Source organism: Streptomyces sp. NPDC085481 (genome assembly GCF_044541845.1).
In the GTDB taxonomy this organism is placed as follows: domain Bacteria; phylum Actinomycetota; class Actinomycetes; order Streptomycetales; family Streptomycetaceae; genus Streptomyces.
Map to the genome: position 1 here is coordinate 1,065,319 of NZ_JBITTJ010000001.1, position 25,805 is coordinate 1,091,123.

Genomic DNA, 25,805 nt, shown 5'->3' on the forward strand with positions numbered 1-25,805 from the left:
ATGGTGGGCGAGGCCCCCTTCCCGCCGGCGTTCACCGCCGGCGGGAAGGGGGCCTCGCCACCGTCGGATCATCAGCCGTCGGACCACCGGCCGTCAGCCGACCAGCCCGGCCGCGTCCAGCAGGTAGGCCGTCAGCGGCTCGTACGACCGCGGGTCCACCACGTGGTCGTCCAGCGGAACGGTGACCTGCATCGTCCCCTCCGCCTCCGCGAGGAACAGCGCGGGGTCGTTGCAGTCGGCGTACCCCACCGAGTCGACGCCCCGCTGAGCCGCACGTCCGGCCCACCCGTGGTCCGCGACCACCAGATCCGGCGCGGGCTCACCCAGCGCCGCGAGCCCGTCGAGGATCGCGTTCATGGGCTCCGGCGAGTGCGTGTGCCACAGGCTGGCGCCCCGCTCGAAGACGGCGACATCGGCGAACTGCACGACGTACCCCTCGTCGGCGGTCAGCCCGCCCGGGATCCGCACGATCTCGCAGCCCCGCGCCCGCAGGGCCCCCGCCACCCGGCTGTGCGCGTCGATCAGCGCGCCCGGGTGCCCGGTGGCGAACAGCACCCGCTCCTGCGCGGCGGCGGCCTTGGCGAGGCGCGCGGCCATGCGGTCGAGGGCGTCGACGGTCAGCTCGGGGTCGATGGTGTCCTGCCCGACGCGGTGCGCGGGGTCGTCCACGACCCCGCAGCGCTCCGCCATCACCGCGAGCACGTCCTGCTCGTCGGTCCACCGGTCGCCGAGCTCCAGGCCCAGCCAGTAGTGCCGGTCGCCGTTGGCGAGCTTCCTGTAGTGGCTGAGGTTGTTGTCGCGGGGGGTGGCGACGTCCCCGGCGATACGGGTCCGGACGAGGTGCTCGACGAGGGCGGCGCGGCTGAGTATCGGCATGGGGCCCATTTAACCCCGCGACCCCCTCCACGCCGTCACCGTCCGGCTACTGGGCGCCCAGGGCTCCCAGCGCTCCGTGGGCGAGGCGGCGCAGCAGCTCCTCCATGGGCCGGCGGCCGAGCGCCGCGAGGTGCGGGGTCGAGTTCAGGAGGCCGAAGACCGCGTGGACCGCCGCGCGGGCCTCGGACTCGGCCGCGGACGGGTACAGCTCGCGGACGACGGCGACCCACAGCTCGACGTACTGCCGCTGGAGCTGCCGCACCCGCTTGCGGTCCTCGTCCTTGAGGCGGTCCAGCTCGCGGTCGTGGAGGGTGATCAGCGGCCGGTCGTCGAGGGCGAAGTCGATGTGCCCGTCGATGAGGGAGCCGAGCACGGCCCGCGGGTCGCCGTCCGACTCGACCACCCGCAGCCGGCCGCCGTCGAGCAGCCGTTCGCTGATGCCCACGAGCAGCTCGGCGAGCATGGCGTCCTTGCCGGGGAAGTGCCGGTAGAGCCCGGGCCCGCTGATGCCGACGGCCGCCCCTATCTCGTCGACGCCCACACCGTGGAAGCCGCGCTCGGCGAAGAGGCGGGCGGCCTCCTTGAGGATCTGCTCGCGTCGCGTCGTGGCGTCGGTCCGGCCCGTCCGGGTCGTCGGCGTGGTGGTCATGGATTCGATTCTAGACAACCCGGTTAGCGGTCGTTAACCTGAAGGACATACGTTAACGCTCATTAACCGAGCAAGGGAGCTCGAGGGATGCAGCAGGCACCTGTGCTGACGAGCGCGGCGGACCCCGCGTCGCCGGCCTGGCAGGCCAATGAGGCGGCCCACCACGAGCTGGCCGCGACCCTGCGCGCCAAGCTCGCCGCGGCCGCGCTCGGCGGTGGCGAGAAGGCCCGCGCCCGGCACACCGCGCGCGGCAAGCTGCTGCCGCGGGACCGCGTGGACACGCTGCTCGACCCGGGCTCACCCTTCCTGGAGCTGGCCCCGCTCGCGGCGAACGGGATGTACGGCGACCAGGCCCCCGCGGCCGGAGTGATCGCGGGCATCGGGCGGGTCTCCGGCCGCGAGTGCGTCATCGTCGCCAACGACGCGACCGTCAAGGGCGGCACGTACTACCCGATGACGGTCAAGAAGCACCTGCGCGCCCAGGAGGTGGCGCTGGAGAACCGTCTCCCCTGCCTCTACCTGGTCGACTCGGGCGGCGCCTTCCTGCCCATGCAGGACGAGGTGTTCCCGGACCGCGAGCACTTCGGGCGGATCTTCTACAACCAGGCCCGGATGTCGGGCGCCGGGATCCCGCAGATCGCGGCGGTCCTCGGCTCCTGCACCGCGGGCGGCGCGTACGTGCCGGCGATGAGCGACGAGGCCGTGATCGTCCGCAACCAGGGCACGATCTTCCTGGGCGGCCCGCCGCTGGTGAAGGCCGCGACCGGCGAGGTCGTGACGGCGGAGGAGCTCGGCGGCGGCGAGGTCCACTCCCGGATCTCCGGCGTCACCGACCACCTGGCGGAGGACGACGCGCACGCCCTGCGCATCGTCCGGAACATCGTCGCCACCCTGCCCGAGCGCGGTCCGCTGCCCTGGTCGGTCGAGCCGGCCGAGGAGCCGAAGGTCGACCCGGCGGGGCTGTACGGAGCGGTGCCGGTGGACTCGCGCACCCCGTACGACGTGCGCGAGGTGATCGCGCGGGTCGTGGACGCCTCCCGCTTCCAGGAGTTCAAGGCGGAGTACGGGCAGACGCTGATCACCGGTTTCGCCAGGATCCACGGCCACCCGGTCGGCATCGTCGCCAACAACGGCATCCTGTTCGCCGAGTCCGCCCAGAAGGGCGCGCACTTCATCGAGCTGTGCGACCAGCGCGGCATCCCGCTGGTGTTCCTGCAGAACATCACCGGCTTCATGGTCGGCAAGGCGTACGAGCACGGCGGCATCGCCAAGCACGGGGCGAAGATGGTCACGGCCGTGGCCACCACGCGGGTGCCCAAGCTGACCGTGGTCGTCGGCGGCTCGTACGGCGCGGGCAACTACTCGATGTGCGGCCGGGCGTATTCCCCGCGCTTCCTGTGGATGTGGCCGAACGCCAAGATCTCGGTGATGGGCGGCGAGCAGGCCGCCTCCGTCCTCGCCACGGTCAAGCGCGACCAGCTCGGCGACACGTGGAGCGCCGAGGAGGAAGAGGCCTTCAAGGACCCGATCCGCGCGCAGTACGAGACGCAGGGCAGCGCCTACTACGCGACGGCCCGGCTGTGGGACGACGGGGTCATCGACCCGATGGAGACCCGGCAGGTGCTGGGGCTGGCCCTGACCGCCTGTGCCAACGCGCCCCTGGGTGACCCCCAGTTCGGCGTCTTCCGGATGTGAGGGGACCCCAGACGATGCAGCACATGTTCGACACCGTCCTCGTGGCCAACCGGGGCGAGATCGCCGTCCGCGTCATCCGCACGCTGCGGGAGATGGGCGTCCGCTCGGTGGCCGTGTACAGCGACGCGGACGCCGACGCCCGGCACGTACGGGAGGCGGACACGGCGGTACGGATCGGCCCGCCGGCCGCGGCCGAGTCCTACCTCTCCGTTCCGGCCCTGCTCGACGCGGCGGCCCGCACCGGCGCGCAGGCCGTCCACCCCGGCTACGGCTTCCTCGCCGAGAACGCGGGCTTCGCGCAGGCGTGCGCGGACGCGGGGCTCGTCTTCATCGGGCCGCCCGCCTCTGCGATCTCCCTGATGGGCGACAAGATCCGGGCGAAGGCCACGGTCCAGGCCGCGGGCGTGCCCGTGGTCCCGGGCGCGGCCGACCCCGAACTGGAGAAGTCGGCCCGCGAGTTGGGCGCCCCGGTGCTGCTGAAGCCCTCGGCGGGCGGCGGCGGCAAGGGCATGCGCCTGGTGCGGGACCTGTCGGTCCTGGAGGAGGAGATCGCGGCGGCGCGGCGCGAGGCGCGGTCCTCGTTCGGCGACGACACGCTGCTCGTGGAGCGGTGGATCGACCGGCCCCGGCACATCGAGATCCAGGTCCTCGCCGACGCGCACGGGAACGTGGTGCACCTGGGCGAGCGCGAGTGCTCGCTCCAGCGCCGCCACCAGAAGATCATCGAGGAGGCGCCGAGCGTCCTGCTGACCCCGGAGATCCGGGCGGCGATGGGCGCGGCGGCGGTCGAGGCGGCGCGCTCCTGCGGCTATGTGGGCGCGGGCACGGTCGAGTTCATCGTGCCGGGCGGCGACCCGTCCTCGTACTACTTCATGGAGATGAACACCCGCCTCCAGGTCGAGCACCCGGTGACGGAGCTGATCACGGGCGTGGACCTGGTGGAGTGGCAGCTGCGGGTGGCCGCGGGCGAGCCGCTGCCCTTCGGGCAGTCGGACATCCGCCTCGACGGCTGGGCGATCGAGGCCCGCATCTGCGCGGAGGACCCGGCGCGCGGCTTCCTGCCGTCCGGCGGCACCGTCCTCGCCCTGCGCGAGCCGCAGGGCGCGGGGGCGCGCACCGACTCGGGCCTGAGCGAGGGCACCGAGGTCTCCAGCCTGTACGACCCGATGCTGTCGAAGGTCATCGTCCACGCCCCCGACCGCCCGACGGCCCTGCGGCGGCTCCGCGCCGCCCTGGCCGACACCGTCACCCTCGGCATCCCCACCAACGCGGGCTTCCTCCGCCGCCTGTTGGCCCACCCGGACGTGGTCGCGGGCGACCTGGACACGGGTCTCGTGGAACGGGACGCGGAGAGCCTGGTCCCGCAGGGCGTTCCGGACGAGGTGTACGCGGCGGCGGCGGCCGTACGGCTCGCGGGGCTGGACCCCGAGCCCCGCGCCGGCTGGACCGACCCGTTCTCGGTGCCGAGCGGCTGGCGTCTGGGCGGCACCCCGAACCCGCCCGTGTTCCCGCTGCGCGTACCGGGACTCGAACCCGTCACGGCGCAGGCACCCGCGAGCGCCACGGTGACGGACCGTTCGGTCACCGTCGCGGTGGACGGGGTGACCCACCACTTCCACCGGGCCGACGGCTGGCTCGGCCGCGAGGGCGACTCCTGGCACGTGCTGGACCACGACCCCGTCGCCGCCGCCCTCAGCGGGGCCCGGCTCGGTGGGGCGGACACGCTTGCCGCGCCCATGCCGGGGACCGTGACCGTGGTGAAGGTGGCGGTCGGGGACGAGGTGGAGGCGGGTCAGAGTCTGCTGGTGGTGGAGGCGATGAAGATGGAGCACGTCATCTCCGCTCCGCACGCCGGCACCGTCACCGAACTGGACGTCACGCCCGGCACGACCGTCGCCATGGACCAGGTCCTGGCCGTCGTGACGCCCCACGAGGAGGACGAGGCATGAGCGGGCTGCCGATGACCGTGGCCGACCCGTCGCTCCCGGCGCGGGTCCGGATCCACGAGGTGGGTCCCCGGGACGGGCTGCAGAACGAGAAGACGGTCGTCCCGACCGCCGTGAAGGCCGAGTTCGTGCGGCGCCTCGCCGCCGCCGGACTGTCGACCGTCGAGGCGACCAGCTTCGTCCACCCGAAGTGGGTGCCCCAGCTGGCCGATGCCGAGGAGCTGTTCCCGGCCGTGCGCGACCTGCCGGTCCGGCTGCCGGTGCTCGTGCCGAACGAGCGCGGCCTGGACCGGGCGCTTGCGCTCGGCGCCCGCCACGTCGCCGTGTTCGCCTCGGCCACCGAGTCCTTCGCGAAGGCCAACCTCAACCGCACCGTGGACGAGGCCCTCGCGATGTTCGAGCCGGTCGTGACCCGCGCCATAGAGCAGGGCCTCACCATCCGCGGCTATCTGTCGATGTGCTTCGGCGACCCCTGGGAGGGCGCCGTCCCGATCGAGCAGGTCGTCCGCGTCACCAAGGCCCTCGCCGAGATGGGCTGCGACGAGCTGAGCCTCGGCGACACCATCGGCGTCGCCACGCCGGGCCACGTCCAGGCGCTGCTGACCGCGCTGAACGAGGCGGGGGTGCCCACCTCCCGCATCGCCGTGCACTTCCACGACACCTACGGGCAGGCCCTGTCCAACACGCTCGCCGCACTCCGGCACGGCGTGACCACGGTCGACGCCTCCGCCGGCGGCCTCGGCGGCTGCCCGTACGCCAAGTCCGCCACCGGCAACCTCGCCACCGAGGACCTGGTGTGGATGCTCGACGGCCTCGGCATCGAGACCGGGGTCGACCTGGCCGCCCTCACCGCCACGAGCGGGTGGATGGCCGAACAGCTGGGCCGCCCGAGCCCGTCCCGTACCGTCCGCGCCCTCTCCCACAAGGAGTGACGAAACCCATGTCCCTCGACCACCGGCTCTCCGAAGAGCACGAGGAACTCCGCCGTACCGTCGAGGAGTTCGCCCACGACGTCGTCGCCCCGAAGATCGGCGACTACTACGAGCGCCACGAGTTCCCTTACGAGATCGTCCGCGAGATGGGGCGCATGGGCCTGTTCGGCCTGCCCTTCCCGGAGGAGTACGGCGGGATGGGCGGCGACTACCTCGCCCTCGGCATCGCCCTGGAGGAGCTCGCCCGGGTCGACTCCTCGGTGGCCATCACCCTGGAGGCGGGCGTCTCGCTGGGCGCGATGCCGGTGTACCGCTTCGGCACGGAGGAGCAGAAGCAGGAGTGGCTGCCGCGGCTGTGCAGCGGCGAGATGCTCGGCGCCTTCGGCCTGACCGAGCCGGGCGCCGGCTCCGACGCGGGCGGTACGCGCACGACGGCCGTCCGGGACGGCGACGACTGGGTCATCAACGGCTCGAAGTGCTTCATCACCAACTCCGGTACGGACATCACCGGTCTGGTCACGGTGACCGCGGTGACCGGCCGCAAGCCGGACGGCCGTCCGCTGATCTCCTCGATCATCGTGCCCTCGGGCACGCCCGGTTTCACGGTCGCGGCGCCGTACTCGAAGGTCGGCTGGAACGCCTCGGACACCCGTGAGCTCGCCTTCGACGACGTACGCGTCCCGGCGGCGAACCTGCTGGGCGAGGAGGGCCGCGGGTACGCGCAGTTCCTGCGGATCCTGGACGAGGGCCGGATCGCCATCTCGGCGCTGGCCACGGGCCTCGCGCAGGGCTGTGTGGACGAGTCGGTGAAGTACGCGAAGGAACGTCACGCCTTCGGCCGGCCGATCGGTGACAACCAGGCGATCCAGTTCAAGATCGCCGACATGGAGATGCGGGCGCACATGGCCCGGGTCGGCTGGCGCGACGCGGCCTCCCGGCTCGTGCTCGGCGAGCCGTTCAAGAAGGAGGCGGCGCTGGCGAAGCTGTACTCCTCGACGGTGGCGGTCGACAACGCCCGCGAGGCGACCCAGATCCACGGCGGCTACGGCTTCATGAACGAGTATCCGGTGGCCCGGATGTGGCGCGACTCCAAGATCCTGGAGATCGGCGAGGGCACCAGCGAGGTCCAGCGCATGCTGATCGCACGGGAGTTGGGCCTGTCCGCCTAGCATCGTGACGAACGTGAGCCCGTCGCCCCGTCCCGGGGCGGCGGGCTCCGTCGTGTGCCGTCACGGTTCGGACCCCGCCCCTGTTGATCCTGATGAGGTTAGGCTAACCTACCCTCGACTTGCCCAGGCCGACCCCGGCACGTACCGAAAGCGACTCCGCCATGCCCAGCAACGCCCGAGCCACCTCCCTCACCCGTCGCGGCCTGCTCGCCGCGGGCGGCGCCCTCGGGCTCGGCGCCGCGCTCGCCGCCTGCGGCAGCGACACCAAGGGCAGCGACTCCCCCGCCAAGGCCTCGGAGAAGGCCGGTCCGTGGAAGTTCACCGACGACCGCGGCACCGCCGTCCAGGCGAAGGCCACCCCGAAGAACATCGTCGCCTTCACCGGAACGGCCGCCGCCCTCAAGGACTTCGGCATCGAGGTCAAGGGCGTCTTCGGCCCGACCACGGTCAAGGACCCGAAGACCGGCGCCGAGGCCCCGGACGTCCAGGCCGGTGACCTCGACGTCAAGAAGGTCAAGATCATCGGCAACGTCTGGGGCGAGTTCAAGATCGAGGAGTACCTGAAGCTCCAGCCCGAGCTCCTCATCACGGACATGTGGGAGAAGAACGACCTCTGGTACGTCCCGGCCGAGCAGAAGGACAAGATCCTCAAGATCGCCCCGAGCGTCGCCCTGTGGGCCGCCGACAAGTCGATGCCGGCCGTCCTGCAGCGGCACGCCGACCTCGCCGCCTCGCTCGGCGCCGACGTCCGGACGGCGCAGATCAAGGCGGACAAGGCCCGCTTCGAGGCCGCCGCCGAGCGCGTCCGCAAGGCCGCCCAGGGCAAGAAGGACATCAAGGTGCTGATCGGCTCCGGCTCCCCGGACCTCTTCTACGTCTCCACCCCGGTCCGGCCGACCGACACGCTCTACTTCAAGGAGCTCGGCGTCAACATCGTCACGCCCACCAAGCTCGACCAGGGCGGCTGGTTCGAGGGCCTGAGCTGGGAGAACGTCGACAAGTACCAGGCCGACATCATCATGCTCGACAACCGCACCTCGGCCCTGCAGCCCGAGGCCCTGAAGGCGAAGCCCACCTGGGCCGCGCTGCCCGCCGTCAAGGCCGGCCAGGTGATCCCGCGCGTGACCGAGCCGATCTACTCGTACGCCAAGTGCGCCCCGCTCCTGGAGGACCTGGCCAAGGCCCTCGAGAACGCCAAGAAGGTGTCCTGACCCGATGACGAACGCCGAGACCGCCCCGTTCCAGTTCTTCAGCCTCCAGGTCGACCGGACGAGGCGGCTCGGCCCGTCGCTGGTCCGCGTCACCTTCACCGGTGACGACCTGAAGAACCTCGCCTCCGGTGGCCGCGACCAGTCGCTCTCGCTCTTCCTGCCCCACCCCGGCCAGGACGCCCCGGTGCTGCCGCCGCTCGACAACCCGGACATGTACGCGATCCTGGGCGCCTGGCGGGCGATGCCGGACGACGAGCGGGCCGTGATGCGCTCGTACACCGTCCGCGCGCAGCGCACCGAGCCGGTCGCCGAGATGGACATCGACTTCGCGGTGCACGAGGACGGCGGTCCCGCCTGCCGCTGGGCCCAGCACGCCCGGCCGGGCGACCGGGTGGTCGTCCTCGGCCCGGCCGTGGCCGCCAACACGGCCGTGCGCTTCCAGCTCCCCGAGGACGCCGACTCCGTCCTGATCTGGGGCGACGAGACGGCCCTGCCGGCCGCCGCCGCGATCCTGGAGTGGCTGCCGGCCGAGACCCGCGCCCACGTCTACCTCGAAGTCCCCTACTCCGGCGACCGCATGGACCTCGCGACCGAGGCCGACGCGACGGTCACCTGGCTGGTACGGGAGGAGGGCGCGCCCACCGGCCCGGAGGCGATCGCGGGCGCCGAGCTGCCCGGCGAGGCCCCGTACGTCTGGATCGCGGGCGAGTCCGGCGCGGTCAAGGCGCTGCGCCGGCACTTCGTGCGCGAGCGCGCTCTCGACAAGCGCCGGGTCACGTTCGTGGGCTACTGGCGCAAGGGCCTGTCCGAGGACGCCCTGCGCGAAGTCCCGGACGAGACGCAGGAAGAGGCCCAGGCGGAGGCCGAGGCAACGGCCCGGGCAGCGGCCCGGGCAGAGGCGTAACCCCGACCGCGCCCCGAACGCACCACCCCGTCCCCACACACGACGACGGCCCCTCGAACCCTCACGGGTCGGGGGGCCGTTGTTGTAAGTGGACTTAGGTTAGGCTAACCTTACTTCGACCTCAACGGGGTTGACCGTGTCCCCCACTCCCGGAAGGGCCCCCACATGCGTGCGCACCTGCTCAACGACACGACGGCGGAGAGCTATCGACGCTCCGCCACCGAAGGAGTGGAGCGGGTGGCGCGGAAACTCGTCACGACACGCGGCCCGTTCACCGGGGTCACGCCCGCCGAGCTCGCCCCGGTCGTCGACGCCGTGGACCTCGACCGGCCGCTCGGCGACGTCTCCGCCGCCCTCGACGAGCTGGAGGACGTCTACCTCCGCGACGCGGTGTACTTCCACCACCCCCGCTACCTGGCGCACCTCAACTGCCCGGTGGTCATCCCCGCCGTCGTCGGCGAGGCCGTGCTCTCCGCCGTCAACTCCTCCCTGGACACCTGGGACCAGAGCGCCGGCGGCACCCTCATCGAGCGCAGGCTGATCGACTGGACCACCGGCCGGATCGGCCTCGGCCCGTCCGCCGACGGCGTGTTCACCAGCGGCGGGACCCAGTCCAACCTCCAGGCGCTGCTGCTGGCCCGCGAGGAGGCGGGGACCACGGACCTGTCCCGGCTCCGCGTCTTCTCCTCCGAGTGCAGCCACTTCAGCGTCCAGAAGTCGGCCACCCTCCTCGGCCTCGGCGCCGACGCCGTCATCTCCATCCCGGTCGACCGCGACCGCCGCATGCAGTCCGTCGTGCTCGCCGCCGAGCTGGAGACCTGCCGCGCCGAGGGCCTGGTCCCGATGGCGATCGTCGCCACCGCCGGCACCACCGACTTCGGCTCCATCGACCCGCTGCCCGAGATCGCCGCCCTGGCCGCCGAGTACGGCGCCTGGATGCACGTGGACGCGGCCTACGGCTGCGGCCTGCTCGCCTCGCCGACCCGCCGCCACCTCCTGGACGGCATCGAACTGGCCGACTCCGTCACCGTCGACTACCACAAGTCCTTCTTCCAGCCGGTCAGCTCCTCGGCCGTGCTGGTCCGCGACGGAGCCACCCTGCGCCACGCCACGTACCACGCGGACTACCTCAACCCGCGCCGCACGGTGACCGAGCAGATCCCCAACCAGGTCGACAAGTCCCTCCAGACCACCCGCCGCTTCGACGCCCTCAAGCTGTGGATGACCCTGCGCGTCATGGGCGCCGACGGCATCGGCGAGCTCTTCGACGAGGTCTGCGACCTGGCCCGGGCCGGATTCGAGCTGCTCGCCGCCGACCCGCGCTACGACGTGGTCGTCGAGCCGCAGCTGTCCACCCTCGTCTACCGCTACATCCCCGAGACCGTCACCTCGCCCGCCGACATCGACCGCGCCAACCTCCACGCCCGCAAGGCCCTGTTCGCCTCCGGCGAGGCCGTGGTCGCCGGCACGAAGGTCGACGGCAAGCAGTACCTCAAGTTCACCCTGCTCAACCCCGAGACGACGGTCGCCGACATCGCCGCCGTCCTCGACCTGATCGCCGGCCACGCCGAGCAGTACCTGGGAGAGAACCTTGTCCACGCCTGAGATGCCTCGGACCCACGACTTCATCGGCATCGGCCTCGGTCCCTTCAACCTCGGCCTCGCCTGCCTGACCGAGCCCATCGACCAGCTGAACGGCGTGTTCCTGGAGTCCAAGCCGGACTTCGAGTGGCACTCGGGCATGTTCCTGGAGGGCGCGCACCTCCAGACGCCCTTCATGTCGGACCTGGTCACGCTCGCCGACCCGACCTCCCCGTACTCCTTCCTCAACTACCTGAAGGAGAAGGGCCGGCTGTACTCGTTCTACATCCGCGAGAACTTCTATCCGCTGCGGACCGAGTACAACGACTACTGCCGCTGGGCCGCCGGGAAGCTCTCCAGCATCCGCTTCGACACCACCGTCTCGAACGTCTCGTACGACGAGTCCGCCGAGGAGTACGTGGTGACCACCGAGGCCGGGGAAACGTTCCGGTCCCGCCGGATCGTGCTCGGCACCGGCACCCCGGCGTACGTCCCCGAGTCCTGCCAGGGTCTCGGCGGCGACCTGATCCACAACTCGCGCTACCTCCCGAACAAGGAAGCGCTCCAGAAGAAGAAGTCGATCACCCTGGTCGGCAGCGGCCAGAGCGCCGCCGAGATCTACTACGACCTCCTCGCCGAGATCGACGTCCACGGCTACCGGCTCAACTGGGTGACCCGCTCCCCGCGCTTCTTCCCGCTGGAGTACACCAAGCTCACCCTGGAGATGACCTCCCCCGAGTACGTGGACTACTTCCACGCGCTCCCGGAGCAGACCCGCTACCGCCTGGAGACCCAGCAGAAGGGCCTGTTCAAGGGCATCGACGGCGAGCTGATCGACGCCGTCTTCGACCTGCTCTACCAGAAGAACCTGGCCGGCCCCGTCCCCACCCGCCTGCTCACCAACTCCGCGCTGCGCTCCGCCGCGTACGACGAGGCCTCCGGCAGCTACACGCTCGGCTTCCGCCAGGAGGAGCAGGAGAAGGACTTCACCCTGGAGACCGAGGGCCTGATCCTCGCGACCGGCTACAAGTACGCCGTCCCCGCCTTCCTCGAGCCGGTCAAGGACCGCCTGCGCTGGGACTCTCAGGGCCGCTTCGACGTCGCCCGCAACTACACGATCGACACCACCGGTCGCGGCGTCTTCCTCCAGAACGCCGGCGTCCACACCCACTCGATCACCTCGCCCGACCTGGGCATGGGCGCGTACCGCAACGCGTACATCATCGGCGAGATGCTGGGGACCGAGTACTACCCCGTCGAGAAGACCATCGCGTTCCAGGAGTTCGCCGTATGACCGTCCCCGCCATCAGCATCCGCCCCCTCGATCCCCTCAAGGACGCGGAACTGATCCACCCCTGGGTCACCCACCCCAAGGCCGCCTTCTGGATGATGCAGGAGGCCCAACTCCAGGACGTCGAGCGCGAATACATGGCGATCGCCGCCAACCCGCACCACGACGCCTTCATAGGCAGCGTGGACGGCGAGCCCGCCTTCCTGATGGAGCGGTACGACCCGTCCCGGGTCGAGCTGGTCGGGCTCTACGAACCGCAGCCCGGCGACGTCGGCATGCACTTCCTCGTCGCCCCCACCGACACCCCCGTGCACGGCTTCACCCGCACGGTGATCACCGCCGTCATGCGCGAGCTGTTCGCCGACCCGGCCACCGCCCGCGTGGTCGTCGAGCCCGACGTCCGCAACACGGCGGTACACGCCCTCAACGAGGCCGTCGGGTTCACCCCCGACCGCGAGATCCGCAAGCCGGAGAAGAACGCCCTGCTGAGCTTCTGCACCCGCGCCCGCTTCGAGGCCGCCACGGGAGCCGCCGCATGAGCGCCGTCGACCACCTCACCCCGACCCGCTGGGCCGACGCCAACCGCGCCCTGATCCGCAAGGGCCTCGCCGAGTTCACCCACGAGCGCCTGCTCGACCCGCAGGAGCTGGGCGAGGGCCGCTACCAGGTGCTCAGCGACGACGGCCGCACCGAGTACCGCTTCACCGCGGACCGGTTCGCCCTCGACCACTGGCAGATCTACCCGGACTCCATCAGCCGGCACCGCGGCAGCGAGCAGCTCCCGCTGGACGCCCTGCAGTTCATCACCGAACTGCGCGGCGCCCTCGGCCTGAGCGACGAGATCCTGCCGGTCTACCTGGAGGAGATCTCCTCCACCCTGTCCGGTACGGCGTACAAGGCGACCAAGCCGCGGGTCACCGCCGCGGAGCTGGCCCGCGCGGACTTCCAGGCGATCGAGACCGGGATGACCGAGGGCCACCCCTGCTTCGTCGCCAACAACGGGAGGCTCGGCTTCGGCGTCGACGAGTACCGGGCCTACGCCCCCGAGGCGGCCACCCCGGTCCACCTCGTGTGGCTGGCAGCGCACCGCGACCGCACCACCTTCACCGCCGGTGCCGGCATCGACTACGAGACCTTCGTCCGGGCCGAGCTCGGCGACAAGGCCGTCGACGGCTTCGCCGCCACCCTCGCCGCCCGCGGCCTGGACCCGGCCGACTACCTGCTCGTGCCGGTCCACCCCTGGCAGTGGTGGAACAAGCTGTCCGTCACCTTCGCCGCCGAGGTCGCCCAGGAGCGCCTGGTCTTCCTGGGCGAGGGCGACGACGCCTACCTGGCGCAGCAGTCCATCCGCACCTTCTTCAACACCGCCGACCCGGCCAAGCACTATGTGAAGACGGCGCTCTCGGTCCTCAACATGGGCTTCATGCGGGGCCTTTCGGCCGCGTACATGGAGGCCACGCCGGCCATCAACGACTGGCTGGCCGGTCTCGTCGAGGCCGACTCCGTCCTCAGGGCGGCCCGCTTCTCGATCATCCGCGAGCGCGCTGCGGTCGGCTACCGGCACCTGGAGTACGAGGCGGCCACCGACCGCTACTCGCCGTACCGCAAGATGCTGGCCGCCCTGTGGCGCGAGTCGCCGGTGGCGTCCCTCGGCGAGGGCGAGCGGCTCGCCACCATGGCCTCGCTGCTGCACGTCGACCACGCGGGCGCGTCCTTCGCGGGCGCCCTGATCAAGGACTCGGGCCTCGCCCCGGCCGCGTGGCTGCGCCGCTACCTGGACGCGTACCTGCTGCCGGTGCTGCACTGCTTCTACGCGTACGACCTGGTCTACATGCCGCACGGCGAGAACGTGATCCTCGTCCTCGACGAGCAGGGCGCGGTGTCCCGGGCGATCTTCAAGGACATCGCCGAGGAGATCTGCGTCATGGACCCGGACGCGGTGCTGCCGCCGGCCGTGGAGCGGGTCCGCGCCGAGGTCCCCGAGCACATGAAGCTGCTCTCGGTCTTCACGGACGTCTTCGACTGCTTCTTCCGCTTCCTCGGGGCCACCCTGGCGGCCGAGGGCGTGCTCGGCGAGGACGACTTCTGGCGGACGGTCGCCGCGTGCGTGAAGGACTACCAGGACTCCAAGCCCGAGCTCGCGGACCGGTTCGAGCAGTACGACATGTTCGCCGAAACGTTTGCGCTGTCCGCGCTCAACCGGCTCCAGCTGCGCAACAACAGGCAGATGGTGGACCTTGCGGACCCGTCGGCGGCGCTCCAGCTCGTCGGCGACCTGGTGAACCCGATAGCGCGGTTCGCCTGACGGTCGCCCGGAAGACCGGGCGCGGGCCCCGGCGGAGTACGGTCCTCCGCCAGGGCCCGCGCTCTTTTCCGTACGGCTACTCAGCGGCCCACGGGACCTGCGGCGAGCGGTAGTAGTCGATGCCGAGCGCGCTCATGCGCGGCCCCTGGGCGGCGAGCCGCAGCCGGTACGCCTCCCAGTCGTGGGTGGCGGCCGGCGACCAGCCGAGTTCGGCGATGCCCGGCAGGCGCGGGAAGGCCATCTGGTCGATGTCGGCGCTCTGCGAGATCGTCTCGGTCCACAGTGGCGCCTCGACGCCCGCGACGGACGCCTCGGGCAGCCCCGGCAGGAGCGTCGCCGGGTTCCAGTCGTAGGACCGCCTGACCTCGACGTACCCGGCCCAGGACAGGCCGAGCTTCGTGTCCTTGGTGTACTTCATGTCGAGGTAGGCCCGGTCGGCCGGCGAGAGGATCACCCGGGTCCCGGCCCGCGCCGCCGCGGCGACCTGCTCCTTCTCGGCCGCCGACGAGCCGTCGAGGCCCCAGTACTGGGCGAGCGCGCCCTGGGCGGGCGTGGCTCCGGTCAGCTGGTGCCAGCCGACGACGGTCTTGCCGTACTTCGCGACGACCGGCTGCACCCGGTCCATGAAGGCGACGTAGTCGGCGTGGCTGGTCGAGTGCGCCTCGTCGCCGCCGATGTGGAGGTAGCGGCCCGGGGTGAGCGCGGCCAGCTCGCGGATGACGTCGTCCACGAAGTCGTACGTGACGTCCTTCGGCACGCACAGGGAGCTGAAGCCGACGTTGGTGCCGGTGTAGAGCGGCGGGGCGACGCCGTCGCAGTTGAGCTCGGCGTAGGAGGCGAGGGCGGCGTTGGTGTGCCCCGGCATGTCGATCTCGGGGACGACCTCCTGGTAGCGCGAGGCGGCGTAGCGGACGATCTCCCGGTAGTCGTCCTTGGTGTAGGAGCCGCCGGGGCCGCCGCCGACCTGGGTGGAGCCGCCGTACGCGGCGAGCCGGGGCCAGGAGTCGATCGCGATCCGCCAGCCCTGGTCGTCGCTCAGGTGCAGATGCAGCTTGTTGATCTTGTAGAGGGCGAGCTGGTCGATGTAGCGCTTGACCTGGTCGACGGTGAAGAAGTGGCGGGAGACGTCGAGCATCGCGCCGCGGTAGGCGAAGCGCGGGGTGTCGGTGACGGTGCCGCCGGCGATCTTCCAGGGCCCGGCCTGCACGGTCCGCTTCTCGACGGCGGCGGGCAGCTGCTGGCGCAGGGTCTGGACGCCGCGGAACAGGCCGGCGTGCCGGTGGGCGGTGAGGACGACCCCGCCGCGGCCGGAGCGCAGCTCGTACCCCTCCTCGCCGAGCGCGCCGGCCCGGGCGTCGATCCGCAGCAGGATGCCACCGGGGGCGGCGGCGTCGTCGACGACGGGCAGCGGGTAGCCGGTGGAGGGGCGGAGCACCCCGGCGAGGTAGCGGCCGATGTCGAGGGACTCGGCGTCGCCGGAGTCGACCCGGACGGCGGTGCCGCGGGTGAGGGTGTACGGGGTCCCGCCTGGGGTCACGGAGGCGGGCGCCGGGACGACGGCGCCCAGCGGCCGTACGCCGGGCGCGGCGGTCTCGGCGGCGGCGCCCGGACCGGAGAGGGCGGCGGTGACGAGGAACAGGGAGGAGAGGAGGAGCGGAAACGTTCTGCGCTGTCTCACAGGCATGTCCTTTTCGACGAGCGGTTTCGACGAGCGGTGCGTATCCGAACAGTCGCTATGCGTACCGTGCGCCTCATCAGCGGTCAAGGTGTAGACCAATTAGCCCGTTCGAGTGCGTGATCATGACCACCCCTGCCCGAAATCGGGCAGGATTCTTGCAAAGCCTCGCCCACACCCCGCAATATTCACGGGTGCTCGAACGCCGACCGTCGCACGACGACCTCATCGACCATCTGGTCCGCAGCACCGCGCTCCAGCGCGGTGAGGCCGCCCGGGTGGTGCTCGACGTGCTGGCGTACTTCGACGAGTCGACCGAGGACTACGTACGGCGCCGCCACCGCGAGCTCCAGTCCGGCGGCTCGGTGAACGCCGAGATCTTCGAGCGGATCGCGGCCGAGCTGCCGCACCGCGCCGTGGCGCCACCGGAGCTCTCGCTCCGGCAGCTGCGCCGGATCGTCTACGGCTGAGCACACCTACCTACTTGGAGGGCTGACACCTTTATGTGCGGAATCGTCGGTTACATCGGAAAGCGTGACGTCGCACCGCTGCTGCTCGAAGGCCTGCAGCGGCTCGAGTACCGGGGTTACGACTCCGCCGGCATCGTCGTCACCAGCCCGAAGGCCGCCGGCCTGAAGATGGTCAAGGCGAAGGGCCGGGTCCGCGACCTGGAGGCCCGCGTCCCCAAGCGCTTCGCGGGCACCACCGGCATCGCGCACACCCGCTGGGCCACCCACGGCGCCCCCAGCGACGTCAACGCGCACCCGCACCTCGACCCCGAGAACAAGGTCGCCGTCGTCCACAACGGCATCGTCGACAACGCCGCCGAGCTGCGCGTCAAGCTGGAGGCCGAGGGCGTCGTCTTCGTCTCGGAGACCGACACCGAGGTCATCGTCCACCTGATCGCCCGCTCCCAGGCCGACTCCCTGGAGGAGAAGGTCCGCGAGGCGCTCAAGCACATCGAGGGCACCTACGGCATCGCCGTGATGCACGCCGACTTCAACGACCGCATCGTGGTGGCCCGCAACGGCTCCCCGGTCGTCCTCGGCATCGGCGAGAAGGAGATGTTCGTCGCCTCCGACGTCGCCGCCCTGGTCGCCCACACCCGCCAGGTCGTCACCCTCGACGACGGCGAGATGGCCACCCTGAAGGCCGACGACTTCCGCACGTACACCACGTCGGGCGCGTCCACCAACGCCACCCCGGAGACCGTGGAGTGGGAGGCCGCCTCGTACGACATGGGCGGCCACGACACGTACATGCACAAGGAGATCTCCGAGCAGCCCGACGCGGTCGACCGCGTGCTGCGCGGCCGGATCGACGACCGCTTCTCCACCGTGCACCTCGGCGGCCTCAACCTGGACGCCCGCGAGGCCCGCTCCATCCGCCGGATCAAGATCCTCGGCTGCGGCACCTCGTACCACGCGGGACTCATCGGCGCCTCGCTGATCGAGGGCATGGCCCGCATCCCCGCCGACGCCGAGCCGGCCTCCGAGTTCCGCTACCGCAACCCGGTCGTGGACCCCGACACCCTCTACATCGCCGTCTCCCAGTCCGGCGAGACCTACGACGTCCTGGCCGCCGTCCAGGAGCTCAAGCGCAAGGGCGCCCGCGTCCTCGGCGTGGTCAACGTGGTCGGCTCCGCCATCGCCCGCGAGGCCGACGGCGGCGTGTACGTGCACGCGGGCCCCGAGGTCTGCGTCGTCTCCACCAAGTGCTTCACCAACACGGTGGTCGCCTTCGCCCTGCTCGCCCTGCACCTCGGCCGCATCCGCGACCTGTCCGTCACCGACGGCAAGCGGATCATCGAGGGCCTGCGCAAGCTGCCCGGCCAGATCGAGGAGATCCTCAAGACCGAGGACGAGATCAGGAAGCTGGCCAAGGAGTACGCCGGCGCCCAGTCGATGATGTTCATCGGCCGTGTCCGGGGCTACCCGGTCGCCCTGGAGGCCTCCCTCAAGCTGAAGGAGATCTCCTACATCCACGCCGAGGCCTACCCCGCCTCCGAGCTGAAGCACGGCCCGCTCGCCCTGATCGAGCCGGCCCTGCCGACGGTCGCCATCGTCCCCGACGACGACCTCCTGGAGAAGAACCGCGCCGCCCTGGAGGAGATCAAGGCCCGCAGCGGCCCCATCCTCGCGGTCGCGCACCAGCCGCAGGAGAAGGCCGACCACACCATCGTCGTGCCGAAGAACGAGGACGAGCTCGACCCGATCCTGATGGGCATCCCGCTCCAGCTCCTCGCCTACCACACGGCGCTCGCCATGGGCCGCGACATCGACAAGCCGCGCAACCTGGCCAAGTCCGTCACGGTCGAGTAGCGGTTCCCCGGGCCTGTCCCCCGAGGATCCGCACGCCGGGCCTGTCCCCCGGCGGTCGACCGGACACCACAGCGGTCCCCGTGCATCCCAGGTGCACGGGGACCGCTGCTTTCCTCTTCTCCGGTACGCGTCCGGTCTCCGGTGCGCGTCCGGTCTCCGGTACGCGTCCGGCCTCAGCTCGCGGCGGCCGCCCCGCGGCCCGCGCGGGCCAGGGAGGTCGGCCAGCCGGCCACCGCCGCCGTCGCGCCGTACCAGGCCGCGAGTCCGGCGACCGCGGCGACCCAGCCGCCCGCCTTGCCGAGGCCCGAGTTGTCCGCGAGGGCGCCGATGCCGAGCAGCAGCAGCGCGACGAACAACAGGCCGTACACGCCCTGTCCGAAGAGTCCGCTGCCGCCGGAGGCGAGGGTCAGAGTGAGCGCCAGCAGCGCCCACAGCAGCAGGAAGAGCCCGGTGGCCTCGGCCGACGCGTCGTCGCCCGCCCCGGTCCCCCAGGTGAACCAGAAGGCGCCGAGCGCCGCGTAGGCCGTGCCCGCGCCCTTGTCGCCCGCGCGCAGGGCGAGCAGGCCGACGAGGAAGAGGGTCACGCCGCCGACGAAGGTGGCCAGGCCCGCGGCGCTGCCCGGACCGACGTGGTCGATCACGCCGGTGGAGCCGATGCCGAAGGCGAGCAGGGTCAGTCCGAGTGCGAGGTGTCCGAGGGTGGAGGTGGTGTTTCCCGCGGCGACTTCGTTGTCCACGGCGGGCTCCCTTCAGGTGTGCGGTTGTGCTGCTTGGGCTGCTTTGTTCCGGTGCCTTTTAGCTACCCTTCACAAGCGCACAATTCACCTGAGGAAGGCCGAAATTATGGCCGGATCAAGGGAGTTGAGGGTGTGACACCCGAGGCGAACGGCGCCTGGCGGGGCGGGAGTCACGGGATGTGCGTCAGCGGGATCGGGCGGCCGTCACGGGATGACGACGACGGGGCGCTGGGCGCGGCGCGCGAGCCGACCGGCCACCGAGCCGAAGATCCGGCCGACGATCCCGTGCGTGGAGCCGACCACGATCGCGTCGGCCGAGTACTCCCGGCCGACCTCCTCCAGTTCGTGACAGATGTCGCCGCCGCGCTCGACCAGGATCCACGGCACCTCGGAGAGGTGGTCGGCACAGGCGAGCTCCAGGCCCAGCACCTCGGTGCGGTGGTCCGGCACGTCGACGAAGACCGGCGGCTCGCAGCCGGCCCACACGGTGGTGGGCAGCCGGTTGGCGACGTGCACGATGATCAGGCCGGAGCCCGAGCGGCGGGCCATACCGATGGCGTACGCGAGGGCGCGCTCACTGGACGTGGAGCCGTCGAAGCCGACGACCACCCCGTGCCGGAAGGCCGGGTCGCAGGAGGTACGTGGCTGTTCCACCGCGAGGGGGTCGACCGTGGAGTCGGCGACGCGCTTGCGGTCCGCGGGTTCGGGGAATTCGTGACCGGCCATCGGTGTCTCGGCGAAGAAGGTCCTCTTGGGAGGGACGGAAAGGACGGAGAGGAGCAACGGTTGGCGGCGGAGCTGTGTCCGGGAATCATCTTCCCAAGCCCATACCCCCAAGGGTACGGCGACACTCCTCTCCTGCCCAGGGGCGTCCATGGCGGACGGCCGCGCGGCATCGGGGACGCGCACGGCGTTCAGGGGAGCATGCACGAGCCCCGCGCGATAGCGCAATGCCGGTTGTGCCCTACAGGTGTCCCCACGGGAGCCGAACGGACGCCCCGCGCAGTGACCGGAACGTTCCGCTCCTCGTTTCCACAGGTCACGCCACCGTCGCAGGGAGCCCGCCCGTGCCCGCACCGTCGCCCGCCGACATCGCCGCCGCCGAGACGATCACCGCCGCCGCCGTCACCGACGGCGGCACCGATGCCCCCGTCCCGGCCGCGGCCGCCCGCACCCCCGCCGCGCGCGGGCGCCGCCGCGCGACGGGGCCGGCCGGCCCGGGAGCGCACGGGGCGTCCGGGCGCTCCGGTGTCTCCGGGCGCTCCGGTGCGTCCGGGGGCCCGGGGCAGGACGCGGCGAGCGACGTGGTGCGCTGGGCGGTCTTCTGCTGCGCCCTCGTCCCGGTCGTCCTCGTCGTCTACGGGACCTCACTGGGCGGCGCGGCCGGCACGGCCCTCGGGCTCGCCGCCGTGACGGCGGCCTGCCGGGTGCTGCTCCGGCACTCCGAGCGCGGCCTGCGCGCCGAGCGCACGCGCCCGCGCACAGGGCGCGGATACCCCCCGAGTTGACAGGGTCGTACAACCGATCCCGTATGTTTTCAGCCAAGTTCCTGCCACCGGCGAACCCTTGGCCGAAGACCGCTCAACCCGCGTAGGTCCAGGCGTGACCGGTCTGGGCTGCGCTTCACGATCGAATGCTTCACGCCAAGTGGCCATGTCGACAATGTGCCGGAAGGAGAACTTGTCACGCCGGCGCCACGGGACGCAGTAGATTCGATCATGGATACCGAAGACTGGGGTCTCGTGCAAAACCGAGGGGAAACGTGGCACAGCGACACGACCAGGGAGACGCCAACACCGAGGGGGGCTTAGCGTCATGAGCCAGGACTCCGCCGCACCGGAGGCGGCACGGAAACTGTCCGGGCGCCGCCGTCGCGAAGTCGTCGCGGTACTGCTGTTCAGCGGTGGTCCCATCTTCGAGAGCTCCATCCCGCTCTCCGTGTTCGGCATCGACCGCCAGGACGCGGGCGTACCCCGCTACCGACTTCTGGTGTGCGCCGGCGAGGACGGGCCCCTGCGGACCACAGGGGGACTCGAACTCACCGCACCGTACGGCCTGGAGGCGATCAGCCGCGCGGGCACCGTCGTGGTGCCGGCCTGGCGCTCGATCACCTCGCCGCCGCCCCCGGAGGCGCTCGAAGCGCTCCGCCGGGCGCACGAGGAGGGCGCGCGCATCGTCGGCCTGTGCACCGGGGCGTTCGTCCTCGCCGCGGCCGGCCTGCTCGACGGCCGACCGGCGACCACGCACTGGATGTACGCGCCGACGCTCGCCAAGCGCTATCCGTCGGTCCACGTGGACCCGCGGGAGCTCTTCGTCGACGACGGCGACGTGCTGACCTCCGCCGGCACGGCGGCCGGCATCGATCTGTGTCTGCACATCGTGCGGAGCGACCACGGCACGGAGGCCGCGGGCGCCCTGGCGCGCCGGCTGGTCGTCCCGCCGCGGCGCAGCGGCGGCCAGGAGCGCTACCTCGACCGGTCGCTGCCCGAGGAGATCGGCGCCGACCCGCTGGCCGAGGTCGTCGCCTGGGCGCTGGAGCACCTCCACGAGCAGTTCGACGTGGAGACGCTGGCCGCCCGCGCGTACATGTCAAGGCGGACCTTCGACCGCCGCTTCCGCTCGCTGACCGGCTCCGCGCCGCTGCAGTGGCTGATCACCCAGCGGGTGCTGCAGGCGCAGCGGCTCCTGGAGACCTCCGACTACTCGGTCGACGAGGTCGCGGGCCGTTGCGGCTTCCGCTCCCCGGTGGCACTGCGCGGCCACTTCCGGCGCCAGCTCGGCTCCTCGCCGGCGGCGTACCGGGCCGCGTACCGCGCCAGGCGGCCGCAGGGCGAGGGCGGCACGGCGGTCCTCGACGCGGTCGTACCGGCCCAGGGCCCGTCCGGGCACCGGCGACCGGTGAGCCCGCTGGAGCCCGGCAAGCCCCCGTCGGACGCCTTCGCACAGGGCCGCCCCGCCCTGCCGGGCCAGCGCAGCGCCCCGTAGGGGCACCCGTACGGCGCCGCCACAAGCCGCGCACCGAGAAACCGAAGGGCGACCTGGGACACCTCCCCGGTCGCCCTTCGGCCATAGGGCCTGTCGCCGGGCAGGCCATAAGGTAGGACGCATGAACGATCGCATGGTGTGGATCGACTGCGAGATGACCGGGCTCTCGCTGACGGACGACGCACTCATCGAGGTGGCCGCACTGGTCACCGACTCGGAACTGAACGTACTCGGCGACGGCGTGGACATCGTGATCCGTCCACCGGACACCGCCCTGGAGACCATGCCGGAGATCGTGCGCCAGATGCACACGGCCTCCGGTCTCCTCGACGCGCTCGCCGGGGGCACCACCCTTGCCGACGCCGAGGCCCAGGTGCTCGCCTACATCCGCGAACACGTCAAGGAGCCGGGCAAGGCTCCGCTGTGCGGGAACTCGGTCTCCACGGACCGCGGCTTCCTCGCCCGTGACATGCCGGCCCTGGAGAACCACCTCCACTACCGGATCGTCGATGTCTCCTCGGTCAAGGAACTGGCCCGCCGCTGGTACCCGAGGGCGTACTTCAACAGTCCGGAGAAGAACGGCAACCACCGGGCGCTCGCCGACATCCGCGAGTCCATCGCCGAGCTCCGCTACTACCGCGAGGCGATCTTCGTCCCGCAGCCCGGCCCCGACTCGGACACCGCGAAGCAGATCGCGGCCCGCCACGTCGTCCCGGCCGAGTGACCATCCGCCGGTAGCCCCCTGCTCGCGCCCGCCGGACCCCTTGGGGAAAACGTGTGCGCGAGCACCCTCCGGGACCCTGTAGACTTCTTCTCGGCCGGTCGGGGAAACCTTCGGGAAAACCGCCGGTCGTGGTGGGTATAGCTCAGCTGGTAGAGCACCTGGTTGTGGTCCAGGATGTCGCGGGTTCGAGTCCCGTTACTCACCCTTTCGGACCAAGGGCCGACCTGAGAGATCAGGTCGGCCCTTGGTCGTTTCCCGGGTGCGGGCGAGGAAGACGGGGGACTGTTCCATGACCACGAAGACGACGACCACCGCGGACGCGACGACGGGCGGGGACGCGCCCGCTCACGCACTGCTCCTGGCGCACGGCTCCGGTGGTGGCATCGACTCCCACTACGGGCCGGTCCGCGCCGCCCTGACCGCCGGAGGGCGCCGGGTCGTCGGCTTCGACCTGCCGGGCACGGGGGCCGCGCCGCGCGCCACGGCCCCGCTCGACCTGGACGCGCTGGCCGACGGACTGGTGGCCGAGGCGGACGCGGCGGGGGTGGGGCGGTTCGCCGTGGCCGGGTACTCGCTGGGGACGACCGTCGCCGTACGGGCCGCGACCCGCCACCCCGAGCGGGTCACCGGCCTGGTCCTGACCGCCCCGTTCGCGTGGGCGGACCACGCCCTGCGCCAGGCCTCCTACGTTTGGCGGGACCTCGCCGCCAGCGGGCAGCACGAGCTGGTGGCGCGCCTGCTGGTGCCGCTCGTGTTCAGCCCGGCCATGCTCGACCCGATGACCCCCGAGGTCGTCGAGGGCGTCGTCCGTCTGACCACCGGGTCCATCCCGGAGGGGACGCCCGAGCACACGGACCTGGTGACCCGGGCGGACGTCCGCGAGGACCTGGCCCGGGTGGCCGTGCCGGCCCTCGTCATATCCACCACCGAGGACCGCCTGGTCTCCCCCGCCCTGCACCGCGCGGTCGCCGCCGGTATCCCGGGCGCCCGCCTGACCGAACTGACCACGGGTCACGCGCCGTTCGCGGAGAACCCGGCGGCGTGGGGGAAGCTGATCGTCGGGTTCCTGGACGGGCTCGAGGGCTGACGGGCCGGGCCGGCGGGGCGACAAGAAGGCGCGCCCCGGCCGGTGGTGGGGTGGATCCGGCCGGGACGCGCGGTACGGGGGCCTACTTGTAGGCGGCGAACGCCTTGGTGAAGGCGAGGGGCTGCTGGAGGATCGAGGAGCAGGTGGCGTCCGCGTAGTTCACGGCGCCGGCCGCGCACTGCTTGTCGCGGGTCGAGGACCACATCGACAGCCATCCGATGCCCTTGGACTTCGCGAAGTCGACGAGCTGGGTGGCGTCGTCGACCTTGAAGATCTCGGAGGCGACGTCGTTGACGCCGATCATCGGGGTGACGGCGACGGCCTTCCACGCGGCCACGTCGGAGAGCCCGAGCACGCCCTTGATCTGGGCCTGGGTGGCGGTCGCGGCCGAGATGGCGTACTGGCCCATGTCGCCGCTGTAGGCGGGCCCGTAGTCCATCGCCATGATGTTCACGGCGTCGACGCGGACCCCGTTCCGCTTGGCGTCGGCGATCAGGTCCACGCCCGGCTGGGTCAGGCCCTCGGGCATGACGGGCAGGGTGAAGGACACGTTCAGGCCGGGGTGGGACTTCTGGAGCTGGGCGATGGCCTGGGAGCGGCGGGTGTTGGCGGCCGTGTCGGGGAGGGCCGCGCCCTCGATGTCGAAGTCGACCTTGGTGAGCTTGTACTGGTCGATCACCTTGCCGTACGCGGCGGCGAGGTCGGCGACGGAGGAGCAGTTCAGGGCGAGTTCGTGGCCGGCGGCGCCGCCGAAGGAGACCCGCACGTCGCCACCCTTGGCCCGCAGGGCGCCGATCTGGGCGGCGACCTTGTCGGAGGCGAGGTCGGTGACCCCGCCCCACAGCGGCGCGCAGGCGCCGCCGGAGGTGATGAAGGCGAGGTTGAACTCCTTCACCCCGGTCTGGTCGGCGGTGGCCAGGAGGTCGTAGGCCGGGTAGAGGGAGGTGTCGACGTAGGGGGCGTACTTGGCGGCCGCGCCCGGCGCGGGGGTGGTGGTCGGGGTGGTGGTCGGGGTGGCCGTGGCGGTCGGGGTGGCGCTCTGGGTGGGGGTGGCCGTCTTCGTGGGGGTCGCCGTGGCCGTGGGGGTGGCCGTGGCGGTGGGCTGCCCGGTGGGGCGGCCGCTCGGGGTGGGGGTGGCTCCGCCGGCGGAGCAGGCGGCCTTGTTGATGAGGCAGTTGACGGGGTCGCCGGCCGCGCCGGAGGCGGAGGTGACGAAGCCGACGGTGACGGACTGCCCGGGGGCGAGCTGCCGGTTCCAGTCGGCGGGCTTCACGGTGACGTGGCGGCCGGAGACGGTGTGCTCGCCGTTCCAGAGGGAGCCGATGGTGGTCCCGGCGGGCAGGTCGAACTCCAGGGTCCAGTCGGACTGCGGGGCGGAGGTCTCGTTGGTGATGACGTACTGGCCGGTGTAGCCGCCGGTCCAGGAGCTCGTCTTGGTGTAGGCGGCGCCGACGGCGGCGGCCTGGGCGGTGCCGGAGAGCGCGAAGGCCGCGCCGCCGATCACCGCGGCGGCGACGACCGCGCCGACGATCCTGGTCCTGCCGCTCGTCCTGCGCCGGTGCGAACTCGTGCCCATCGAGTGCCTGCCTCTGTGTGCCGGGGGTGGGGTGCGGGGCAGCACGCTAGCGACAGGGAATCGGACAAATGCCCACGAGGAGGCGGGGGTTGAGGATCCTTAGGCTCCGCTTAAGGATGGCATCGGAGCGATTAAAGGTTC

Annotated in this window: 22 protein-coding genes and 1 tRNA gene; 17 read left to right on the plus strand and 6 right to left on the minus strand. The window is 71.6% G+C overall.

The genetic code is table 11. The features are described from left to right. Positions 1-93: 93 nt before the first annotated feature. Together ACIGEZ_RS04870 and ACIGEZ_RS04875 are read right to left on the minus strand one after the other, a co-directional pair. Positions 94-876 carry a phosphatase gene (locus tag ACIGEZ_RS04870; RefSeq protein ID WP_399825701.1) on the minus strand — a complete coding sequence of 261 codons (783 nt, stop codon included), beginning with the start codon at positions 874-876 and terminating at the stop codon, positions 94-96. A 46-nt stretch (positions 877-922) separates the two neighbouring features. After that, complete coding sequence (locus tag ACIGEZ_RS04875) at positions 923-1,525, minus strand: TetR/AcrR family transcriptional regulator (RefSeq protein WP_399825703.1); 603 nt, start codon at positions 1,523-1,525, stop codon at positions 923-925. A gap of 87 nt (positions 1,526-1,612) precedes the next feature. On the opposite strand from ACIGEZ_RS04875, the gene ACIGEZ_RS04880 reads away from it, so the two are divergent. From ACIGEZ_RS04880 to ACIGEZ_RS04925, 10 genes are all read left to right on the plus strand, one after another. Next, positions 1,613-3,220 (plus strand): carboxyl transferase domain-containing protein, encoded by a 1,608-nt coding sequence (locus ACIGEZ_RS04880; protein WP_399825706.1) that lies wholly within the window; start codon positions 1,613-1,615, stop codon positions 3,218-3,220. A gap of 14 nt (positions 3,221-3,234) precedes the next feature. After that, positions 3,235-5,169, plus strand: a complete 1,935-nt coding sequence (locus ACIGEZ_RS04885; RefSeq protein ID WP_399825709.1) for a biotin carboxylase N-terminal domain-containing protein — start codon at positions 3,235-3,237, stop codon at positions 5,167-5,169. Next, the gene (locus ACIGEZ_RS04890; protein ID WP_399825712.1) at positions 5,166-6,098 is read left to right on the plus strand and encodes a hydroxymethylglutaryl-CoA lyase; all 933 of its coding nucleotides are present in this window, start codon (positions 5,166-5,168) and stop codon (positions 6,096-6,098) included. The genes ACIGEZ_RS04885 and ACIGEZ_RS04890 overlap by 4 nt, the downstream gene beginning before the upstream one ends. Before the next feature lie 8 nt (positions 6,099-6,106). Continuing rightward, positions 6,107-7,267: an acyl-CoA dehydrogenase family protein gene (locus ACIGEZ_RS04895; protein ID WP_399825714.1), complete on the plus strand. Its 1,161-nt coding sequence runs from the start codon at positions 6,107-6,109 to the stop codon at positions 7,265-7,267. Positions 7,268-7,428: 161 nt separating this feature from the next. Next, complete coding sequence (locus ACIGEZ_RS04900) at positions 7,429-8,478, plus strand: ABC transporter substrate-binding protein (RefSeq protein WP_399825716.1); 1,050 nt, start codon at positions 7,429-7,431, stop codon at positions 8,476-8,478. Positions 8,479-8,482: 4 nt separating this feature from the next. Further along, positions 8,483-9,382, plus strand: coding sequence for a siderophore-interacting protein (locus tag ACIGEZ_RS04905; protein WP_399825719.1), 900 nt, complete (start codon positions 8,483-8,485; stop codon positions 9,380-9,382). A gap of 165 nt (positions 9,383-9,547) precedes the next feature. Next, positions 9,548-10,987 carry a pyridoxal phosphate-dependent decarboxylase family protein gene (locus ACIGEZ_RS04910; protein WP_399825721.1) on the plus strand — a complete coding sequence of 480 codons (1,440 nt, stop codon included), beginning with the start codon at positions 9,548-9,550 and terminating at the stop codon, positions 10,985-10,987. Position 10,988: 1 nt separating this feature from the next. Further along, on the plus strand, positions 10,989-12,257 hold the full coding sequence (locus ACIGEZ_RS04915) for a lysine N(6)-hydroxylase/L-ornithine N(5)-oxygenase family protein (protein ID WP_399826231.1): 1,269 nt from the start codon (positions 10,989-10,991) through the stop codon (positions 12,255-12,257). Then, positions 12,254-12,793: a GNAT family N-acetyltransferase gene (locus ACIGEZ_RS04920; protein WP_399825724.1), complete on the plus strand. Its 540-nt coding sequence runs from the start codon at positions 12,254-12,256 to the stop codon at positions 12,791-12,793. The genes ACIGEZ_RS04915 and ACIGEZ_RS04920 overlap by 4 nt, the downstream gene beginning before the upstream one ends. Continuing rightward, positions 12,790-14,559, plus strand: a complete 1,770-nt coding sequence (locus ACIGEZ_RS04925; RefSeq protein ID WP_399825727.1) for an IucA/IucC family protein — start codon at positions 12,790-12,792, stop codon at positions 14,557-14,559. Before ACIGEZ_RS04920 ends, ACIGEZ_RS04925 begins: the two co-directional genes overlap by 4 nt. Before the next feature lie 76 nt (positions 14,560-14,635). On the opposite strand, the gene ACIGEZ_RS04930 is transcribed toward ACIGEZ_RS04925, so the two are convergent. Then, a complete protein-coding gene (locus ACIGEZ_RS04930; RefSeq protein WP_399825730.1) occupies positions 14,636-16,243 on the minus strand; it encodes a beta-N-acetylhexosaminidase in 1,608 nt (535 codons plus the stop codon). A 185-nt stretch (positions 16,244-16,428) separates the two neighbouring features. Here ACIGEZ_RS04930 and ACIGEZ_RS04935 point away from each other — a divergent pair, with 185 nt between their 5' ends. Together ACIGEZ_RS04935 and glmS are read left to right on the plus strand one after the other, a co-directional pair. After that, on the plus strand, positions 16,429-16,704 hold the full coding sequence (locus tag ACIGEZ_RS04935; RefSeq protein WP_399825733.1) for a hypothetical protein: 276 nt from the start codon (positions 16,429-16,431) through the stop codon (positions 16,702-16,704). A 33-nt stretch (positions 16,705-16,737) separates the two neighbouring features. Continuing rightward, positions 16,738-18,555 (plus strand): glutamine--fructose-6-phosphate transaminase (isomerizing), encoded by a 1,818-nt coding sequence (glmS, locus tag ACIGEZ_RS04940; protein ID WP_399825735.1) that lies wholly within the window; start codon positions 16,738-16,740, stop codon positions 18,553-18,555. 173 nt (positions 18,556-18,728) lie between these two features. On the opposite strand, the gene ACIGEZ_RS04945 is transcribed toward glmS, so the two are convergent. Together ACIGEZ_RS04945 and ACIGEZ_RS04950 are read right to left on the minus strand one after the other, a co-directional pair. Continuing rightward, positions 18,729-19,292, minus strand: a complete 564-nt coding sequence (locus ACIGEZ_RS04945) for a GPR1/FUN34/YaaH family transporter (RefSeq protein WP_399825737.1) — start codon at positions 19,290-19,292, stop codon at positions 18,729-18,731. Between the two features lie 204 nt (positions 19,293-19,496). Then, the gene (locus ACIGEZ_RS04950) at positions 19,497-20,018 is read right to left on the minus strand and encodes a universal stress protein (protein ID WP_399825740.1); all 522 of its coding nucleotides are present in this window, start codon (positions 20,016-20,018) and stop codon (positions 19,497-19,499) included. 341 nt (positions 20,019-20,359) lie between these two features. Here ACIGEZ_RS04950 and ACIGEZ_RS04955 point away from each other — a divergent pair, with 341 nt between their 5' ends. From ACIGEZ_RS04955 to ACIGEZ_RS04975, 5 genes are all read left to right on the plus strand, one after another. Then, positions 20,360-20,800 carry a hypothetical protein gene (locus tag ACIGEZ_RS04955; protein ID WP_399825742.1) on the plus strand — a complete coding sequence of 147 codons (441 nt, stop codon included), beginning with the start codon at positions 20,360-20,362 and terminating at the stop codon, positions 20,798-20,800. Positions 20,801-21,107: 307 nt separating this feature from the next. Next, positions 21,108-22,277 carry a helix-turn-helix domain-containing protein gene (locus tag ACIGEZ_RS04960; RefSeq protein WP_399825745.1) on the plus strand — a complete coding sequence of 390 codons (1,170 nt, stop codon included), beginning with the start codon at positions 21,108-21,110 and terminating at the stop codon, positions 22,275-22,277. Positions 22,278-22,398: 121 nt separating this feature from the next. Then, on the plus strand, positions 22,399-23,001 hold the full coding sequence (orn, locus tag ACIGEZ_RS04965; protein ID WP_399825747.1) for an oligoribonuclease: 603 nt from the start codon (positions 22,399-22,401) through the stop codon (positions 22,999-23,001). 131 nt (positions 23,002-23,132) lie between these two features. Further along, positions 23,133-23,205 (plus strand) — tRNA-His (locus tag ACIGEZ_RS04970). Between the two features lie 85 nt (positions 23,206-23,290). Beyond that, complete coding sequence (locus tag ACIGEZ_RS04975; RefSeq protein ID WP_399825749.1) at positions 23,291-24,088, plus strand: alpha/beta fold hydrolase; 798 nt, start codon at positions 23,291-23,293, stop codon at positions 24,086-24,088. Positions 24,089-24,170: 82 nt separating this feature from the next. Here the strand turns inward: ACIGEZ_RS04975 and ACIGEZ_RS04980 are convergent, their stop codons facing one another. Continuing rightward, positions 24,171-25,664, minus strand: a complete 1,494-nt coding sequence (locus ACIGEZ_RS04980; RefSeq protein ID WP_399825752.1) for a cellulose binding domain-containing protein — start codon at positions 25,662-25,664, stop codon at positions 24,171-24,173. Positions 25,665-25,805 lie beyond the last annotated feature (141 nt).

Excerpts from the sequence above, each read along its gene's own strand:
- ACIGEZ_RS04885 (WP_399825709.1), top strand. The coding sequence starts at position 3,235 with ATGCAGCACATGTTCGACACCGTCCTCGTGGCCAACCGGGGCGAGATC.
- ACIGEZ_RS04915 (WP_399826231.1), top strand. The coding sequence starts at position 10,989 with ATGCCTCGGACCCACGACTTCATCGGCATCGGCCTCGGTCCCTTCAAC.
- ACIGEZ_RS04895 (WP_399825714.1), top strand. The coding sequence starts at position 6,107 with ATGTCCCTCGACCACCGGCTCTCCGAAGAGCACGAGGAACTCCGCCGT.
- ACIGEZ_RS04950 (WP_399825740.1), bottom strand. The coding sequence starts at position 20,018 with ATGGCCGGTCACGAATTCCCCGAACCCGCGGACCGCAAGCGCGTCGCC.
- ACIGEZ_RS04920 (WP_399825724.1), top strand. The coding sequence starts at position 12,254 with ATGACCGTCCCCGCCATCAGCATCCGCCCCCTCGATCCCCTCAAGGAC.
- ACIGEZ_RS04980 (WP_399825752.1), bottom strand. The coding sequence starts at position 25,664 with ATGGGCACGAGTTCGCACCGGCGCAGGACGAGCGGCAGGACCAGGATC.
- ACIGEZ_RS04890 (WP_399825712.1), top strand. The coding sequence starts at position 5,166 with ATGAGCGGGCTGCCGATGACCGTGGCCGACCCGTCGCTCCCGGCGCGG.
- ACIGEZ_RS04870 (WP_399825701.1), bottom strand. The coding sequence starts at position 876 with ATGCCGATACTCAGCCGCGCCGCCCTCGTCGAGCACCTCGTCCGGACC.
- ACIGEZ_RS04930 (WP_399825730.1), bottom strand. The coding sequence starts at position 16,243 with ATGCCTGTGAGACAGCGCAGAACGTTTCCGCTCCTCCTCTCCTCCCTG.
- ACIGEZ_RS04960 (WP_399825745.1), top strand. The coding sequence starts at position 21,108 with ATGAGCCAGGACTCCGCCGCACCGGAGGCGGCACGGAAACTGTCCGGG.
- ACIGEZ_RS04880 (WP_399825706.1), top strand. The coding sequence starts at position 1,613 with ATGCAGCAGGCACCTGTGCTGACGAGCGCGGCGGACCCCGCGTCGCCG.
- ACIGEZ_RS04905 (WP_399825719.1), top strand. The coding sequence starts at position 8,483 with ATGACGAACGCCGAGACCGCCCCGTTCCAGTTCTTCAGCCTCCAGGTC.
- ACIGEZ_RS04910 (WP_399825721.1), top strand. The coding sequence starts at position 9,548 with ATGCGTGCGCACCTGCTCAACGACACGACGGCGGAGAGCTATCGACGC.
- orn (WP_399825747.1), top strand. The coding sequence starts at position 22,399 with ATGAACGATCGCATGGTGTGGATCGACTGCGAGATGACCGGGCTCTCG.
- ACIGEZ_RS04875 (WP_399825703.1), bottom strand. The coding sequence starts at position 1,525 with ATGACCACCACGCCGACGACCCGGACGGGCCGGACCGACGCCACGACG.
- ACIGEZ_RS04900 (WP_399825716.1), top strand. The coding sequence starts at position 7,429 with ATGCCCAGCAACGCCCGAGCCACCTCCCTCACCCGTCGCGGCCTGCTC.
- ACIGEZ_RS04925 (WP_399825727.1), top strand. The coding sequence starts at position 12,790 with ATGAGCGCCGTCGACCACCTCACCCCGACCCGCTGGGCCGACGCCAAC.
- glmS (WP_399825735.1), top strand. The coding sequence starts at position 16,738 with ATGTGCGGAATCGTCGGTTACATCGGAAAGCGTGACGTCGCACCGCTG.
- ACIGEZ_RS04975 (WP_399825749.1), top strand. The coding sequence starts at position 23,291 with ATGACCACGAAGACGACGACCACCGCGGACGCGACGACGGGCGGGGAC.